Consider the following 16,466-nt stretch of genomic DNA (forward strand, 5'->3'; position numbering starts at 1 on the left):
GCGATGCGGGTGCGTGCGGAGGCGGCCACCTGGCACGGGGCGCACCACACGCTGGCTATACGCTACTCGCTCGCATCGCCGTTGAAGGCTACGTTTGCGTAACCTACGATGGCGTAGGTAAGGCGAGTGGGGCTGCGCCCCTCGGCCTGGACCACCGCCCCCAGACTCCCCGGACGTGCCACATGACCGCCCCCTCCACCGGCGACACCGTTGCCCAGGCCCTCGCCAAGCCGCTGCTGCGTGGGTGGATCCATACCGTGATGGCACCGCTGGCTGCGGTGATCGGAATCGTGCTGCTGGTCGGCCCCGACGCCGGGTGCGCGCGCGGCGGTGGCAGTGTTCGCGGTGACCACCGTGGTGCTGTTCACCACCAGCGCGATCTACCACCGGGGCACCTGGTCCCCGCGCCGGTTCGCCACCCTCCGCCGGCTGGACCACTCCAACATCTTCCTGGTCATCGCCGGCACCGACACCCCGCTGGCCGTGATGCTGCTCCCGGTCCGCACCGCCACCGTCCTGCTCGCGGTGGTCTGGGGAGGTGCCCTCGCCGGGATCGGTGCCCGGGTGTTCTGGCTGAACGCACCGCGCTGGTTCTACGTGCCGGTCTACGTGGCGCTGGGCTGGGTGGCGGTGTGGTTCATGCCCGCGTTCTGGTCCGCCTCCAACGCGGCCGTGGTGTGGTTGATCATCGCCGGTGGCCTCGGGTACACCCTGGGCGCACTGGCCTACGGATTCAAGCGGCCCAATCCCAGCCCGCGCTACTTCGGCTATCACGAGATCTTCCACGTGGGCACCGTGGTCGGCTACACCTGTCACGCCGTGGCCGTCGGGGCGGCGGTGCTGCTGGCCCGCTGACGCCGCAGAAGGCCTGCTGACGGCGCACCGACGGTCCGCTGAGGCGGCTAGCCGACCCGGCCACCGGCGCCGTCCACCGGCACCACCCGGTACCGGCGATGGCCAAGGCTCGGCACCTGAGCCCGGGTGGCGCGCACCACCTCCGGGTCGAGTGCGGCGTGCAGGGTGCGTGCCTCATCGCTCCCTGCCTGGGAGAGCACCACCCCGCGCGGATCGACGATGGCACTGTGCCCGGACCGGCCGGGCCCGGGCTGGGAGGAGATCAGCACGTAACTGCCGTTCTCGATCGCCCGAGCACGAGCCAGGGTCAGGAGTAGTTCGGCCTTGCCCTCCCCGGCCGCCCACGCGGCTCCGATGGCGAACACGTTCGCACCGGCGTCGGCCAACACCCGGAAGGTCTCGGGGAACCGGATGTCATAACAGGTGGCCACACCCACGCGCAGTGCACCGACGTCGAGCACCAGCGCGTGCTCGGCGCCGGCCGGCCCCGGGGTCAAGGTGTCGGACTCCCGGATTCCGTAAGCATCGAACAGGTGCACCTTGCGGTAGCGCCCCAGGTCCTGCCCGTCCGGTCCGATGGCCAGCGCGACGTTTGCGCAGCGGGCCGACTCGCCGTCGTCGGGCTCCATCGTGCCCAGCACCACGGTGCGTCCGGACTCCCTGGCCGCCCGCCGGACGGCCTCGGTGAATGGCCCCCGAGCGGGCTGGGCCAGCTCCGGGCGCAGGTGCTTGGCCCAGCCGCTGGTGTACTCGGGCAGGACCACCAACTGCGCGCGGCCGGCATCCCGGATCGCCTCGGCGGCGGCGCGGGCATTCTCCTGCACATCCTCATCCGCCTGCAGTTGCACCACCGCGACGTCGAGTGGGCTGGTCACGGTCTCGCCTCCGATCCCCCGTCGGCGGGGGTGTCGGCCGGCGTGGACGCCGCCGGCGCCCCTGGTGATGCGTCGTCGTCACCTCCGGGGCGCCGGGCCCCAGGATCAGGGCTGTCCGCGCCGACGTCACCGACGCTCGCTGCACCGGCTCCGGCGGGCCCGGGGCGCTGTTGCGCGGCCGCGGCGCGGCGTTGTGCGTTGCGGTACTCCGAGCGGCGCACCTGACGCGTCAGGGACCATCCCAGCGCGATCACCGCGATCGCCAGCGCGAGGAAGGCCAGGAACGCCGCCATCCCCGGGGCCACCAGATTCGGATCGGATCCCCGGGCCAGCTGATCGGCCACCGGGTGCACGCCGCCGCTATCGTCGTGGATCAGCACGGCGGCCCTCGAGCGCACGTTCACGCCCGCACCCCGGCGAACAGGTCGTCCTCGGGAATGTCTGTGGGCACCCGGGAGTGGGCGAGTTCGAACTCCTCGGTCGGCCACGCCGCTCGCTCCACGTCGCGGGGGACGGCGAAGAAGAACCCGTCGGGGTCGATCTGGGTGGCGTGGGCCAACAGCGCCCGGTCTCGGTGCCCGAAGAAGTCCGCGCAGCGCACCTGCGTGGTGACCTCCCGGCTCGGCCGGTCCTCCCAGCGCTTCAGCCAGTCCCCGAACGGCGATTCCATCCCCCGCTCGATCAGTTCCTCGTGCACGGTGAGGATCCGCTCCTTGTGGAAGCCCACGTCGTAGTAGATCTTCGAGACCTCCCACGGCTCCCCGGCGTCGGGGAACTGCTCGCCGTCGCCGGCCGCCTCATAAGCCGCCATCGAGATCTTGTGGGTCATCACATGGTCGGGATGGGGGTAGCCACCATTCTCGTTGTAGGTGGTCATCACGTGCGGGCGGAACCGGCGCACCACCTCGACCAGCGCCTCGGTCGCCACCTCCACCGGGGTGAGCGCGAAGGAGCCCTCCGGCAGGTCCGGCAGCGGATCACCCTCGGGCAGGCCCGAGTCGACGAAACCGAGCCAGTGCTGATCCACGCCGAGGACCTGCGCTGCGGCGGCCATCTCCCGGCGGCGCGTGCCCGGGAGGTCGGCGAGCACGGTCTCATCGTTCTCCAGGCGGGGGTTGAGGATGGAACCACGCTCCCCGCCGGTGCAGGTCACCACGAGCACCTGCACCCCTTCGGATGCGTAGCGGGCCATGGTGGCAGCCCCCTTGCTCGACTCATCGTCGGGATGAGCATGTACGGCCATCAGCCGCAGGTCCTGGCTGACCACGGACCAACCTCCTGGCTAGGTGTGGGGTGAGAGAAGTGCGAGACTGTCGCGCACAGGCATACCGGTCTGTGCTACCGACCAGTGTAAGGATGACAGCAGTGCAGGGTGCATCGGCGCCGCAGGCCCCGGCCGACCGCAGGCTGGCCGAACGGTACGGCCCGGTGCGCGATGCTCGGCGCGGCCGGCGGACCATGTGGATCCTAGCCGTGAGCGTCGCGGTGCTGGCGGGCGCTTTCGGCCTGTGGGTGGCCATCGACCGACTGGCCCCGTCGGTGAGCACCCAGGAGATCTCCTTCTTCGTGGCCCCCGACCAGGCCTCGGTAGAGGTGCTGTTCGAGATCACCATGCCCCCGGGTGAGCAGGCCGACTGCACGATCGAGGCCCTCGACGCCAACTTCGGCCAGGTCGGCCTGCTCGATACTCGCCTGGGCCCGTTCCAGGACCGGGTGAACCAGGTCAGGGTACCCGTGGCCACCAGCGCGGCCCCGGTAACCGGCATCGTGCGCTCATGTGAATTGGTGAATTGACCCCTCCGGCACCGTTGCTTCGCGAGAATTCGCGCAGATCTTGCTAGAATGGGGCACTTGCACCGCCCGGAGCGGACCGCATCGAGCCTCCGGGTGAGTCAGAACCTCATGGACGACCAGAGGTTCCCTGCGTTCAGCACCGGGCCCTATTTATTCATGCTCCATTTCATGCCGAGGAGGGAACGTGTCCGAAACCACGTGGCTCACACGGGACAGTTATGACCGGCTCAAGGCCGAGTACGACCACCTGGTGAGTAAGGGACGCGCCGAAATCGCGACCGGATCGACGCCGCCCGCGATGAGGGTGACCTCAAGGAGAACGGCGGTTACCACGCTGCTCGGGAGGAGCAGGCCAAGCAGGAGGCGCGGATCCGCCAGTTGGAGGAGTTGCTGCGCAACGCCCACGTCGGGGAGACACCAGCTGACGACGGCGTGGTGGAACCGGGCATGGTGGTCACCGCCGACGTGGGTGGGGACGAGATGACGTTCCTGCTCGGTTCGCGCGAAGGTGCCGTCGACACCGACCTGGATGTCTACTCGGCGGGCTCACCGCTGGGCTCGGCGATCTCGGGCAAGCAGGTCGGTGACTCGGTGGAGTACCAGGCACCCAACGGAGCGACCATCGAGGTCAAGATCTCCGCCGCCAAGCCCTACAAGGGCTGACGACGACACCGTGCCCGCCGGCAGGTCACCGCACCTGCTCGGCGGGCACCCCAGTTCTCCGGGGTGGTCACCGCTGACCCGTCCGCTCACGCGGTGGGAGCCTCCATCGAACCCCACAGCACCCGGTAGTGGTCCTCTCCGGCCAGTGCCCGCAGGACTGAGTCGCAGTGCTCGGCACCGTTGGTCTCGCACTCGACCGCGATGTCCACCTCGTCGACGGCCAGGTCGGCCGCGGTGCGCACGTGCCCGACGTTGAGGACGTTGGCGTCCAGGTCGGCAAGGTGGGCCAGCAACCGGGCGAGGTTGCCGGGGGTGTCCTTCACCCGGACCTGTACCTGCAGGTACCGGCCGGCCGCCACCATGCCGTGTCGCAGCACCCGCATCAGCACCAGCGGGTCGATGTTGCCCCCGGACAGGATCGCCACCACCGGCCCGGCATAAGCCCCGGGACGGTGCATCAACGCGGCGATACCGGCGGCCCCGGAGGGCTCCACCACCAACTTGGCCCGTTCGGTCAGCATCAGCAGGGCCCGGGAGATCTCCTCCTCGGTCACGGTCTCCACCCGGGCCACCGATTCCTGCACGATCTCCAGGGGCACCTGCCCGGGAGTGGCCACCGCGATCCCATCAGCCATCGTGTGCATCGCCTCCAGCGGTATCGGGCTCCCGGCGCTCAACGACGCCGGGTAGGCAGCCGCGCCCTCCGCCTGCACACCGACCACCTCCACCGGCCGCCCCAGGACCGTGCGCAGTCCGGCGCCGACCCCGGCCAGCAGCCCCCCGCCCCCGGTGGGCACGAGCACGGTGGCCACCTCCGGCGTCTGCTCGGCGATTTCCAGGGCGATCGAGGCCTGTCCCGTGACGATGTCGGGATGGTCGAAGGGATGGACCACCACCTTCCCGGTGCGCTCGGCCTCCGCTCGTGCCTCGACGAGAGCCTCATCGACGCTGGAGCCGGCCCGGCGGATCTCGGCCCCGTACCCGGCGGTGGCCGCCACCTTGGGAAGTGCGGCGTCGACCGGCATGTACACGGTGGCCGAGATCCCCAGCATCCTCGCCGCCAGCGCCACGCCCTGGGCGTGGTTGCCGGCGGATGCGGCGATCACGCCGGCGGCCTTCTCCGCCGGGCTGAGCCGGGACATCCGCGTGTACGCACCACGGATCTTGAACGAACCACCGCGCTGCAGGTTCTCGCACTTCAGGTGCACCGGAACACCCGCCACCTGGCTCAACGCCCGCGAGTACTCCATCGGGGTGCGCTGGGCCACCCCCTCCAATTCCCGGGCGGCGGCCCGGATCGTCTCGAGCGTGATCAAGAAGTGCGGACCTTTCCTCGCTGCCGGAAATCACGCTGCATCTGCAGCGTGGCCCGCTCCAGGTCACGTTGGTCCTCCGCGGGCGCGTTGTCATGTCCGTGCAGGTACAGCATCACCGAATTGGTGGCCGCGATGATCGGCACGGCGAGCAGTGCTCCGATGATCCCGCCCAGGACGGTACCTGCGGTCACCGCGAGCAGCACCGCCACCGGGTGCAACTTCAAGGCGCGTCCCATCAGGAACGGCTGCAGCACGTTCCCTTCGATCTGTTGCACACCCAGCACGATCGCCAGCATGATCACCGAGGTCCAGAATCCGCCATCCACAAGCGCCACCAACACCGCGATCGCACCGGTCAACACGGCACCAACGATCGGGATGAACGAACCCAGGAACACCAGGACTCCGAGCGGCAGGGCCAGCGGCACCCCGAGAATCCAGGCCCCCACACCGATGCCGACACCGTCGATGAAGGCCACCAGGATCTGCATCCGGGAGTACTGTCCCAGGCTCAGCCAGCCCCGCAACGCCGCACCGTCGATCTGAGCGCGCCCCGCCTGCGGCAGGAGTCCCACCACCCAGGTCCAGATGGTGCGCCCATCCCGCAGGAAGAAGAACAGGCAGAACAGGGCGATCAGCATCCCAGCGAATATCTGGCCCACCGTGGTGGTCACGCTGATCGCTCCGGTCACGATCTCCTGGACATTATCCTGAACCTGCTCCAGCGCCTCATCGAGGTACTCCTCGAGTTGGTCCGGGCTGATGTTCAGTGGCCCCTCGCTGAGCCAGTCGACGAAGGCGTACAGCCCCTGGACCGCCTGGTCGGCCAGATCGGCGATACCGGAGCCGACCGCGCGCCCGGCCAGGGTGAGCAACGTGCCGACCGCACCGAAACTGACGAGCATGGTCAGCGCCACGGCCAGCGTCCGGGGCACCCCGCGCCCGCTCAGCCAGCGCACCACCGGCATCATCAACGCGGCCAGCAGCACCGCCACCAGCACCGGGATGACCACCAGGCTCAACTGCATCAGGGCCCACACCAGGGCCCCACCGACGATCGCGATGATGGCGAGGCGCCACGCCCAGGCCGCCGCACCGCGCACCGCGGGCGTCACATAAGCCGAAGCCGAGACCACCCGCGAGGATGCCTGCGCAGTCGCGGCATCCCCCAACCTCTGGGGCGTCCCCTCCGGCGCTGTGAGGTTCTCATCGGCCTCGGCCCGGGCCCTGGCTGAGATCTGCTCCGGCTCCGCTTCGGGATCCGACGCCGGATCGGCGGAGGCCGGGGATGCCGCTGACCGATCGTCATCGTCGCGACCCCCATCGGACGTGAAGCGGTCGATGAACCGCTTCCCAGCTCCTCGCGCCATCGCCTCTCCAGCCTCTCGTCTGTGGCTCAGCGTACGGCCCGCACACACTGAGCGCATGGCCCCGCATCGGGAACACTACGACCAATCCTGGTGTTGCGCAGATATACCCGCCGTGTTTCGGTGGTTCCGTCAGCGTGAGGAGTCGTACGTGATCTTTGGTAGCCGCCGGCCAACCCAGATGGTGACGCCCGAGCAGGCCCTGCCCGGGCGGACGGCGCCGGCCTACCCGGTCCCCACCAACCACGACGTGCTCGGCTCCCCGCTGATCGGACCCTGGCCGGAGGGTGCGCGCTCGGTGTACCTGGCGATGGGGTGCTTCTGGGGCGCCGAACGCATCTTCTGGCGCCTGCCCGGGGTGATCAGCACCGCAGCCGGTTACCAGGGCGGTTACACCCCCTACCCGACCTACGAGGAGGTGTGCACCGGCCTGACCGGCCACACCGAGGCCGTCCAGGTGGTCTACGACCCCGAACGGATCGGCCTGGAGGAGATCCTCAAAGCCTTCTGGGAGAACCACGACCCCACTCAGGGGCACCGTCAGGGCAATGACGTGGGCACCCAGTACCGCTCGGCGATCTACTGGACCGACGAGGCCGACGAGGCGCTGGTCCGCGCCTCCCGGGAGGCCTTCAACACCGTGGTGCGCGAGCACGGGCTCGGCGACATCACCACCGAGTTGCGTCCGGCCTCGCAGGCTGGGATGTTCTACTACGCCGAGGCCTTCCACCAGCAGTACCTGGAGAAGAACCCGGGCGGGTACTGCAACCACGGGCCCAACGGCATGAGTTGCCCGGTCGGTGTGCTGCGCCAGGACGAGGTGCCGGCCCAGCAACACGTGGCACCGCCCTCGGCCTGACCCTGCTCCCGCGACCAACAGGAGGATCACATGTCGAAGTCACGAGCGCTGACCACCTGGCCGCTACGGATCGCCACCGGTGCGTTCATCATCAACTCCGGTATGGAGAAATTGGGCGCCGACGCCGAGACCGCGGCGCAGACCCACGGCTTCGCGAGCGCCGCCTACCCGTTCCTGGCCGATGTGCCGGCGGAGGAGTTCAACAAGGCCCTGGCCATCGCCGAGACCGTGATCGGCGCCGCGCTGCTCATCCCGGGCGTACCGGCGCGCGTGGCCGGCACCGGGTTGACCGCGTTCGCGGCCGGCCTGGTGGGCCTGTACCTGCGCGCACCCGGTCTGCGCCAGGAGGGCAGCCTGCGCCCGACTCCGGACGGGATCGCCATCGCCAAGGACGCTTGGCTCCTGGGTGCCGGAGTGAGCCTCGTCGCATTCGACCGGTACCGGCGCAAGCACCGCTGACACTCCGCAGCGTGCTCCCAGCGTGGGCCACGCGGGCTCCCCGGGTGGGCTGAGCCCGAGCGCCGCGGTGCCCGCCGGCGGCGCCCCCCTCTGCCGCGGCGTCGTTCCGGGCGGACTCACTCTGCCCTCCCTCTGGCACCCCGATCGGGACGGGTATCGCCTCACGCGCCACTGCTCAGATGAGAGCCCTCTCATCGGCTGCTCATCTGGTTCTCCGAATCGCTGGCGAAGGTAGTGCCCATTCGCACTGACCGACCCACGATCGAAGGATCCGATGAACCTGTATCGCCGCCGGGGTGCGCGCGCCCTGCACTCACCCGCGACCGCCGGATCCGAGCGTCCCCGGATCGCCCTGTACTCACACGACGCACAGGGGTTGGGACACGTCCGGCGCAATCTGGCGATCGCCAGGGCCATGCACAGCCTGGATGCCGAGGTGCTGCTGCTCACCGGGGCACCTGAAGCCACCGGAAACCGGCACATCCCGGGAATCGACATCGTCTCGATGCCGGCGCTGGCCAAGTGCGAGGAGGGCCACTACCGGGCCCGCACCCTGGGCCTGGGTGTGGAGGACATGGTCCGGATCCGCTCCGAGGTGCTCCGCGCCGCCGTCTCCTCCTTCGCGCCCGACCTGCTGATCGTGGACAAGCACCCTCGCGGGTTCCACGGGGAGATGGAACGCGCCCTGATCGCCGCCCGGCGAGCCGGCACCAAGGTGGTGCTCGGCCTGCGCGACGTGCTGGATGAGCCGCGGGTGGCGCGCGACGAATGGCGCCGGGACCGTGCCAACACCGCCCTGCGCGCCTTCTACGACGAAGTGTGGCTGTACGGCGACCCACAGGTGTACGACGCCTCGGCCGACCTCGACCTGCCCATCCCGGTGCGGGCCACCGGCTACCTGGCTACCGGCCGGGTACCGAGCCCGGAGCGGGTACGCCGGCCCCGCTCGCTGGATCCGCGACCCTTCGTGCTCGGCGTCCTCGGAGGTGGCAGCGATGGTGGCCACCTGGCCCGCACCTTCGCCGAGGCCACCTACCCGAACGGGCACCAGGGTGTTCTCATCACCGGGCCGAACCTGCCCGACGCCGACCGTCGCGCCGTCCGCAAACTCGCTGCCGAACGCGATGACCTGGTGGTGCACACCTTCCGGGACGACCTGGAGCACTGGTACGGATCCGCGCGCGCGGTGGTGGCGATGAGCGGCTACAACACCGTGTGCGAGGTGCTCGCCGCCGGCAAATCGATGCTCGTCGTGCCCCGGGTACGCCCCCGGAAGGAGCAACTGGTGCGAGCCGAAGCGCTCTCCCAGCGCGGGGCCCTGGAGATGTGCCACCCCGACCGCTTGGACCCGGCCGTGCTGAACACCTGGTTCGACACCCTCAACGGTCCACCCGTCCCCGCCAACCCGATCGACCTCGGCGGTCTGGGCCGGATCCCCGGCCTGGCTGCCCGGCTCCTCGACCGCACGGAGGTGCCCCACAGTGCGTGACTCGATGACCCGACCCGGCGCGCCGGCCTCAAACGGAACCGACGCCGACGCCCGGTCCTGCGCCCCCGGGCCGCGGGTGGGGTATGTGCTGAAGATGTACCCCCGCTTCTCCGAGACGTTCATCGTCACCGAGATCCTGGCTCGCGAGGCCGCCGGGGCGGATCTGGAGATCTTCTCGCTGCGTGCACCGACCGACCAGCACTTCCATGGCGCGCTGTCCCGGGTACAGGCCCCGGTCCGCTACATCTCCCGGGTCCGCCGCGCCGAGGAGTTGTGGCAGCGGCTGCGCCGGGCCGATGAGGTGTTGGGCGGTCTGCCCCCCGAGACCACCGAACTCCTGCTGGGCGCCGAGGCCGAGGACGCCGCGCAGGCCCTGGACGTGGCGGTGCAGGCCCACCAGCGTGGTATCACCCACCTGCACGCCCACTTCGCCTCCGTTGCCACGACCGTGGCCCGCCTGGCCGCGCAGTTGGCCGGGATCACCTACTCCTTCACCGCCCACGCCAAGGACCTGTTCCACTCGGCCGTGGACAACGACGACGTGCGCGCGAAGGCCGCCGACGCCCACCACGTGGTGACGATCTCCAGGTACAACGTGGGCCATCTGCTCGGTCTCGGCGTTCCCGATGACCAGGTACACCTGGTCTACAACGGCCTGGACCTGCAGACCTTCCAAGAGGTACCTCGCCGGCGCAACGGCACCGGGACCATCCGGATCGTCGCCGTCGGACGTCTGATCGAGAAGAAGGGGTTCGAGGACCTCATCGACGCATGCCACCTGCTGCACGCGGCCGGCCGGCCGGTGCGATGCGACATCGTCGGCAGTGGTGAACGCGGCGCTGCCCTGGCCGAGCGGATTACCTCGCTGGGCCTGGACGGCGTGGTGAACCTGCGTGGCCCCCTGCCCCAGGAACAGGTCCGCCAGGTGGTCGCCGGTGGGGACGTGCTGGCCGCACCATGCGTGGTGGGCTCGGACGGCAACACCGACGGGCTGCCCACCGTGGTGCTGGAAGCGATGGCGCTGGGCACCCCATGCGTGACCACCGATGTCACCGGCCTGGTCGAGGTGATCGACCACGAACGCACCGGCCTGCTGGTGCCCCAGCGCGACCCGGCCGCGCTGGCCGGGGCGCTGGAGCGCCTGGGCACCGACACCGAGCTTGCCGACCGGGTGCGCGCGCAGGCCCGGACCTTGATCGAGACCACGTTCGATTCGCGCCGCCAGGCCCGGACGCTGGCCGGCCTGGCCCCCCGTCCCGCTCGCGTGGGGGTGGGAGCATGAGCACCCAGACGGAGTTGCTCGCCGAGTTGACCCGGCGGTGCGCGGGCCGGCGCGTCGCCTACGTGTGCGCCGACCCCGGGATCGGGGTGTTCGGCACCAAGGGCGCCTCCGTGCACGTCCAGGCCGTGGTGCGCACGCTGCGCCGCGCCGGGGCCCACGTGGAGGTCTTCGCCGCCAAGACCGGTGGCCCGGCCCCGGCGGACCTGGCCGACCTGCCCGTGCACCTGCTGCCCCTCGGCGCCGGCGGGCGCTCCGGCGCCGATCGCGAGCGCCGGCTGATCGAGGCCGACACCGCCACCGCCGCGGTGCTCGAGGGCGCCGGTGGGTTCGACGCCTACTACGAGCGGTACTCCCTGTTCTCCGCCGGGGGCGCCCGGTGGGCGCGTGCGGTCGGCATTCCCGTGATCGTGGAGGTCAACGCCCCGTTGATCGACGAGCACCACCAGCAGCGCGGCCTGGTGCACCGGGAGGCCGCCGAGCGGGCCCTCGCAGGCCTGATGGATGCCGCCGACCTGGCGGTGTGCGTCTCCGATCCGGTGCGCACCTGGGTGCGGGACCGCGCCCCGCACACCCACGCCGTCGTTGTGCCCAACGGCGCCGACATCCACCGGGTACGCCCCCGCGACACCGGGGACCGGGCGGTGCCTCCGGTACCCACCGTGGGATTCGTCGGCACCCTCAAACCCTGGCACGGGGTGGAGATGCTCCTGGACGCGGTCGCCCCGCTGCTGCGCCCCGGCCACCTGCCCGGCCTGCCGCGAGGCGCCCGGTTGCTGATCGTGGGGGATGGCCCACTGGCCGAGCGGATCGACACCCGCGTGGCCGGGCTGGGCATCGCCGGCCACGTCGAGCGCACCGGCTCGGTCGCTCCGGCCCGGGTACCGGAACTGCTGGCTCGGATGGACATCGGCACCGCGCCCTACCCCGCTGACGCCGGGGACTACTTCTCCCCGCTGAAGGTACTGGAGTACCTCGCCGCCGGTCTGCCGGTGGTCGCCAGTGATGTCGGCCAGCTGCCCACCATGGTCGACGCCGGCCGCACCGGACTCCTGGTCCCACCCTCGGATGTGCGAGCCCTTCGCACCGCCCTGGCCGGGTTGTTGGTGGACCCGGACCGGCGCCACCGACTGGGCCGCGCCGCGCGCGCCGAGGCCGAGAGGAAGCACAGTTGGGAGCACACCATGGTGCACACCCTGCGTGCCCTCCCGGCCGGGCTGGAGAACAGGAGTGTGCCGGCCGCATGAGTAGACCCGACCCCAGTAAGGCCAAGACCCCCGCCGCTCAGATGGGCGCGGCCCTACCAGGGCTGCGCCGCACCCTGAGGCACGTGGCCCCGCACGTGCGCCCGCACCGGCGTCTGGTGATCATCGGCATGATCGCCCTGTTCGCCGAGGTCGCCTTCCGGCTCGCCGAACCATGGCCGCTGAAGTTCGTCCTGGACGCCATCATCGCGACCGCCTCGCCGGAACTGGTCGCCGACGCTGCCGGTGAGGACAACCTGATGGCCCTGGTGATCGTGGCCGGGCTCGCGGTGGTGGCGGTCGCGGCCCTGCGAGCCGGTGCGGCATACCTGCGCACGGTGTGCTTCGCCCTGGCCGGGAACCGGGCGATGACCGGCGTGCGCGGGCACCTGTACGACCACCTGCAACGGCTGTCACTGACCTACCACCGTTCGAACCGGTCCGGTGACATGCTGAACCGGCTGATCTCCGACGTCGGTCGCGTCCGAGACGTGGCCGTCACCGCGGCCCTCCCACTCCTGGGCAACATCGTGACCCTGTTCGCGATGCTCGGGGTGATGCTGTGGATGGATTGGCAGTTGGCGCTGGTCTCCATCGGTGCGCTGATCGCGTTCTCGTTGGGCTCCTCCCAGCAGGGTCCCCGCATCACCGGCGCAGCCCGCAAACAGCGCAGCCGTGAAGGGGACCTGGCCGGGTCCGCCAACGAGACCCTCGGGGCGATGCAGGTGGTGCAGGCCTACGGCCTGGAGGACCTGCTGTCCAGACAGTTCGCCGCCTCGAACTCCCGCGCGATGAAGGACGGGGTCAAGGCCACCCGGATGTCGGCAGCGCTGGAGCGCGGCACCGATGTGCTGGTGGGTCTTGCCTCCGGGCTGGTGCTGTTCCTCGGTGCCCGCCAGGTACTGGCGGGGACGCTCACCCCCGGTGAACTGACCGTGTTCATCTCCTACCTCAAGGCCTCCTTCAAGCCGATGCGTGACCTGGCCAAGTACACCGGCCGGATCGCCAAGGCGGCTGCCTCGGGGGAGCGGATCTCCGACCTGCTCGATGAGGCCCCCGACATCACCGACTCCTCCTGGGCCCGGCCGCTGCACCGCCTGCGCGGCTACGTCAGCCTGCAGGGCGTGTCCACCAGTTACGGCGACGGCCGGCTGGCGCTGCGTGACGTGGACCTGACCGTCCAGGCCGGCCAACGTATCGGGGTGCTGGGTCCCTCCGGCGGCGGGAAGTCGACCCTGGTCTCACTGCTGCCCAGGTTGCAGGACCCGGTGGCCGGCGAGGTACGCCTGGACGGGCACGACATGCGTGACCTGACCCTGGAATCGGTTCGGGAGAACGTCGCGATCGTGCTGCAGGACAGCGTCCTGTTCGCCACCAGCGTGGCCGAGAACATCGGCTACGGACGCCCCGGCGCCGACAGTGAGGAGATCATCGCCGCCGCCACCGCGGCCGGCGCCCACGAGTTCATCACCGCCCTGCCGCAGGGGTACGAGACCGTGGTGGGCGAGCGGGGCGGCACTCTCTCCGGCGGCCAGCGGCAACGGATCGCGGTGGCCCGGGCGATGCTGCGCGACGCTCCGATCGTGGTACTGGACGAGGCCACCACCGGTCTTGACCCCAGGACTGCTGCCGGCGTGCGCGAGGCGTTGCGCCGACTCAGCCGCGATCGCACCACGTTCATCATCACCCACGATCCCGAGGACGTATCCGACTGCGACCTGGTGCTGTGGGTCAGCAACGGACGTATCACCGACCGGGGCAGCCCGGAGCAGATCCGGGCCCGCCACGGCCACCAGGTCTCGGACCAGCGCCCCGCAACCGGCCCATCGGGTGACCCCCGCGCGCTGGCCGGAGCAGGAAGGCAAGGGCAGGATGCCCACTGAAACCCTCGGTACCGACGACGCCCGCCTGCTGGACGCCGACCCGGATCTGCCGGGCCTGGCGGTGCTGCTGGACGATGCCGGGTTGGCCGAGTTCCTGCGCCGGCGCAACCCGGCGGTGCACAGTGCGCACACCCAGTACCTCAGGTACAAGCCCGGTACGGCGCTGGTGGCCGCGGTGCACCTACGCACCGACGACGGCGACCGGCTCGCCCTGGCCCATGCGGTGACCCGCGCGGGGCGTCCGAAACTGGACAAGCTCGCCCGCAGCGCGAAGGACCGGCGTATCTGGTGCCACCTGGACGACGACCACCTCTTGGCGGTCGCCGACGCCGGTGCCGACCGGCACCTGCCCGGACTGCACCGGGAACTGTCCCGTACCGGCACGCGCACCGTGCGGTACAAGCCGGCGAGGCGCTGGGTGGGCCGGCGCGACGGCTCGTCCGGCCCGGAACTGACCAAGGTGTTCGACGGCGACCAGGGCGCACGCGGAGCGGTCCTCGCACGTACGTTGGCCACACTTGGCATTCCCGGTCCGATCCTGCTCACCGAGCGACCACACCGGCGCACCCTCACGTTCGCCTGGAGCGAGGGCGTCACCCTCGACCGCCAGCGGGAGCCTGACATGACCGCGGTCGGGGCGCTACTGGCGCGGCTGCACCAGGTGGCCTGGCCCGACCCGGACCACCCGGGCCGGCGCTGGCGGAGCGATCTGGGGGTGGACAGCACCGGTCTGGACGACTTGGGGCGCGTCATACCCGAATTGCGCGAACCGGCAGGCCACGCTGCCCGGATCATCGCCCGGGCAGGTGAACTCGTCCACCGCGGGTCCACCGCTGAGGACACCTTGGTGACCAGCCACGGTGACTTCTCCGCCGACCAGATACTGGCCGAACCGGACGGCGCGCTTCGCCTCCTGGACCTGGACTCGGTGGTGCTGGCCCCGCGCGAATACGACCTGGGTGAGTTCCTCGGCGAGCACCTGGCCCGGACCTGCCGCGCCGACCCGGGCCCGGGCGGTCCCGAGGAGACGATCCGGGCCGGGCTGACCCAGCACGCGGCACTGGTGACCGGCTACGAGCGATCCAGCGGCACCACCCCAGATCCGGCGAGCGTGCTGGCGCTGGCGTCCGGTGCCGTGCTCAAGCGAGCCGCTGAGCCCTTCCGGTGGCGCAGTCCGGACTGGCTCCACGCGACCCGGGCGCGGGTGGAGCTGGCAGCGGTCCTGGCCGAGCGAGCCAGGAGTCTGCGATGAGCGCGCGGCCACCGGCTCTGGTCGGGGCCTGGCCGGTTCTGCGCGGCTGGCCACGCTCCCCCGGCCACGCCCTGCTGGAACTGGACACACCCGCCGGGCGGCGCGGCGCGGAGTGGTGGTCCGATGCCCGCCAGGCACATGAGGCGGCGGAGAAGATCCCCTCGGCCGAGGTGGTCGGCGGCGTCCTCGTGCACCCGCTCCACCGCGACGCGAAACTGCCCCGTTTCGCCGAGCGGCTGGCCGCCGGTGAGCGGGTCGTGGTGCACCGCCCGGGCCGGCGCGCAGTGCTGCGCGGAGCGGGGCCGCACGCACCTTTCACCAAGGTGACCCGCCGGCGTCGGGCCGTCGACGCCATCCAGCGGCACGTGTCCGTGGCCTCGGTGGTGGGCTCCTCCGTACGCACCGCGCCGTTGCTGGACCACGGCGAGGACTGGATGAGCCTGGGCCCGCTGACGGGCCGGAGCCTGCTGGAAATGGGTCGGGACGGTCAGGTCGGCGACCCCGAACTGGCCGGGGCCTGGCACATGCTCGGGCGAGCACTGCAACACCTGCACAGCGTGACGCCCGATCAGGCCCCGGAATTGCGTGCGCGCCACGACGCCGCCGAGGAGGTGGCCACCACCCACAAATGGCTGGACCCGGTGCTGGCCTGGGGCCTCCTGCCGACCACCGAGCGGGAGCGGATCGAGCAGTTGCTCGATCCCCTGGTTCACCAGGACGAAGGCGACCGCGGTGATCCGAGGCCCGTCGCACTGCTGCACCGGGACCTGCACGACCAGCAGGTGCTGATCGCGGAGGGTCAGGACCATCCCGCCTTGTTGGACCTGGACACCGCGGCGTGGGGCGAACCGGCCCTGGATGTCGCCAACGTCCTGGCGCACCTGGAACTACGGGTCCGTCAGGACCTGCTCACCGAGTGGCGCGCAGCCGCGGCCAGGGAGGCGTTCCTGGGCGCCCTGGCACCCGATGCCGCCACCCGCTCCCGGGTGGAGGCTTACCGAACGGCCGCCAGGCTGCGGCTCAGTGCCGTCTACGCGCTGCGCCCCCGGTGGCGCCCACTGGCGGTGGCGTTGTTCGAGGACGTGCTCACCGAGGGGCGCTGACCTCGCACGAGACCAGAGTGCGTCGTAT

15 protein-coding genes and 1 pseudogene are annotated in these 16,466 nt (G+C 70.8%); 11 read left to right on the top strand and 5 right to left on the bottom strand.

The genetic code is table 11. The features are described 5' to 3' along the window. Window positions 1-330 precede the first annotated feature (330 nt). Window positions 331-855, top strand: a complete 525-nt coding sequence (gene trhA / locus ACRRRO_RS02830; RefSeq protein ID WP_434081051.1) for a PAQR family membrane homeostasis protein TrhA — start codon at window positions 331-333, stop codon at window positions 853-855. A 47-nt stretch (window positions 856-902) separates the two neighbouring features. Here the strand turns inward: trhA and ACRRRO_RS02835 are convergent, their stop codons facing one another. Genes ACRRRO_RS02835 through mca form a run of 3 tightly spaced genes read right to left on the bottom strand, consistent with a single transcriptional unit; the run spans window position 903 to window position 2,997 of the window. After that, complete coding sequence (locus ACRRRO_RS02835) at window positions 903-1,730, bottom strand: nitrilase-related carbon-nitrogen hydrolase (protein ID WP_424797821.1); 828 nt, start codon at window positions 1,728-1,730, stop codon at window positions 903-905. Beyond that, window positions 1,727-2,134 (bottom strand): hypothetical protein, encoded by a 408-nt coding sequence (locus ACRRRO_RS02840; RefSeq protein WP_424797820.1) that lies wholly within the window; start codon window positions 2,132-2,134, stop codon window positions 1,727-1,729. Before ACRRRO_RS02840 ends, ACRRRO_RS02835 begins: the two co-directional genes overlap by 4 nt. Next, entirely contained in the window at window positions 2,131-2,997 is an 867-nt protein-coding gene (gene mca, locus ACRRRO_RS02845) for a mycothiol conjugate amidase Mca (protein WP_434081052.1), read from the bottom strand. Before mca ends, ACRRRO_RS02840 begins: the two co-directional genes overlap by 4 nt. Window positions 2,998-3,095: 98 nt before the next feature. Here mca and ACRRRO_RS02850 point away from each other — a divergent pair, with 98 nt between their 5' ends. Together ACRRRO_RS02850 and greA are read left to right on the top strand one after the other, a co-directional pair. Beyond that, complete coding sequence (locus tag ACRRRO_RS02850; RefSeq protein WP_424797819.1) at window positions 3,096-3,524, top strand: DUF4307 domain-containing protein; 429 nt, start codon at window positions 3,096-3,098, stop codon at window positions 3,522-3,524. Between the two features lie 184 nt (window positions 3,525-3,708). After that, window positions 3,709-4,187, top strand: a pseudogene (greA, locus tag ACRRRO_RS02855) (transcription elongation factor GreA). Between the two features lie 86 nt (window positions 4,188-4,273). On the opposite strand, the gene ilvA reads toward greA, so the two are convergent. After that, entirely contained in the window at window positions 4,274-5,503 is a 1,230-nt protein-coding gene (ilvA, locus tag ACRRRO_RS02860) for a threonine ammonia-lyase (RefSeq protein ID WP_424788090.1), read from the bottom strand. After that, window positions 5,500-6,873 (bottom strand): AI-2E family transporter, encoded by a 1,374-nt coding sequence (locus tag ACRRRO_RS02865; protein WP_424797818.1) that lies wholly within the window; start codon window positions 6,871-6,873, stop codon window positions 5,500-5,502. The genes ilvA and ACRRRO_RS02865 overlap by 4 nt, the downstream gene beginning before the upstream one ends. Before the next feature lie 178 nt (window positions 6,874-7,051). Here ACRRRO_RS02865 and msrA point away from each other — a divergent pair, with 178 nt between their 5' ends. From msrA to ACRRRO_RS02905, 8 genes are all read left to right on the top strand, one after another. Continuing rightward, entirely contained in the window at window positions 7,052-7,729 is a 678-nt protein-coding gene (gene msrA / locus ACRRRO_RS02870; RefSeq protein ID WP_424797869.1) for a peptide-methionine (S)-S-oxide reductase MsrA, read from the top strand. Between the two features lie 30 nt (window positions 7,730-7,759). Further along, the gene (locus ACRRRO_RS02875; RefSeq protein WP_424797817.1) at window positions 7,760-8,188 is read left to right on the top strand and encodes a DoxX family membrane protein; all 429 of its coding nucleotides are present in this window, start codon (window positions 7,760-7,762) and stop codon (window positions 8,186-8,188) included. Between the two features lie 274 nt (window positions 8,189-8,462). Beyond that, window positions 8,463-9,677: a glycosyltransferase family protein gene (locus ACRRRO_RS02880; RefSeq protein WP_424797816.1), complete on the top strand. Its 1,215-nt coding sequence runs from the start codon at window positions 8,463-8,465 to the stop codon at window positions 9,675-9,677. A gap of 4 nt (window positions 9,678-9,681) precedes the next feature. Next, entirely contained in the window at window positions 9,682-10,959 is a 1,278-nt protein-coding gene (locus tag ACRRRO_RS02885; RefSeq protein ID WP_424797815.1) for a glycosyltransferase family 4 protein, read from the top strand. Continuing rightward, window positions 10,956-12,203, top strand: coding sequence for a glycosyltransferase family 4 protein (locus ACRRRO_RS02890; protein WP_424797814.1), 1,248 nt, complete (start codon window positions 10,956-10,958; stop codon window positions 12,201-12,203). The genes ACRRRO_RS02885 and ACRRRO_RS02890 overlap by 4 nt, the downstream gene beginning before the upstream one ends. Continuing rightward, window positions 12,200-14,083, top strand: coding sequence for an ABC transporter ATP-binding protein (locus ACRRRO_RS02895; protein ID WP_424797813.1), 1,884 nt, complete (start codon window positions 12,200-12,202; stop codon window positions 14,081-14,083). The genes ACRRRO_RS02890 and ACRRRO_RS02895 overlap by 4 nt, the downstream gene beginning before the upstream one ends. Next, complete coding sequence (locus ACRRRO_RS02900; RefSeq protein ID WP_424797812.1) at window positions 14,073-15,335, top strand: hypothetical protein; 1,263 nt, start codon at window positions 14,073-14,075, stop codon at window positions 15,333-15,335. Before ACRRRO_RS02895 ends, ACRRRO_RS02900 begins: the two co-directional genes overlap by 11 nt. Next, complete coding sequence (locus tag ACRRRO_RS02905; protein WP_424797811.1) at window positions 15,332-16,438, top strand: phosphotransferase; 1,107 nt, start codon at window positions 15,332-15,334, stop codon at window positions 16,436-16,438. The genes ACRRRO_RS02900 and ACRRRO_RS02905 overlap by 4 nt, the downstream gene beginning before the upstream one ends. Window positions 16,439-16,466: the final 28 nt, after the last annotated feature.

This window comes from Sanguibacter sp. Z1732, from assembly GCF_051020515.1.
In the GTDB taxonomy this organism is placed as follows: Bacteria; Actinomycetota; Actinomycetes; order Actinomycetales; family Beutenbergiaceae; genus CALKWS01.

What these genes read in the sequence shown, in the direction of transcription:
- ACRRRO_RS02865 (WP_424797818.1), bottom strand. Translation starts at nt 6,873, where the DNA reads ATGGCGCGAGGAGCTGGGAAGCGGTTCATCGACCGCTTCACGTCCGAT.
- msrA (WP_424797869.1), top strand. Translation starts at nt 7,052, where the DNA reads ATGGTGACGCCCGAGCAGGCCCTGCCCGGGCGGACGGCGCCGGCCTAC.
- ACRRRO_RS02875 (WP_424797817.1), top strand. Translation starts at nt 7,760, where the DNA reads ATGTCGAAGTCACGAGCGCTGACCACCTGGCCGCTACGGATCGCCACC.
- ACRRRO_RS02880 (WP_424797816.1), top strand. Translation starts at nt 8,463, where the DNA reads ATGAACCTGTATCGCCGCCGGGGTGCGCGCGCCCTGCACTCACCCGCG.
- ACRRRO_RS02885 (WP_424797815.1), top strand. Translation starts at nt 9,682, where the DNA reads ATGACCCGACCCGGCGCGCCGGCCTCAAACGGAACCGACGCCGACGCC.
- ACRRRO_RS02890 (WP_424797814.1), top strand. Translation starts at nt 10,956, where the DNA reads ATGAGCACCCAGACGGAGTTGCTCGCCGAGTTGACCCGGCGGTGCGCG.
- ACRRRO_RS02895 (WP_424797813.1), top strand. Translation starts at nt 12,200, where the DNA reads ATGAGTAGACCCGACCCCAGTAAGGCCAAGACCCCCGCCGCTCAGATG.
- ACRRRO_RS02900 (WP_424797812.1), top strand. Translation starts at nt 14,073, where the DNA reads ATGCCCACTGAAACCCTCGGTACCGACGACGCCCGCCTGCTGGACGCC.
- ACRRRO_RS02905 (WP_424797811.1), top strand. Translation starts at nt 15,332, where the DNA reads ATGAGCGCGCGGCCACCGGCTCTGGTCGGGGCCTGGCCGGTTCTGCGC.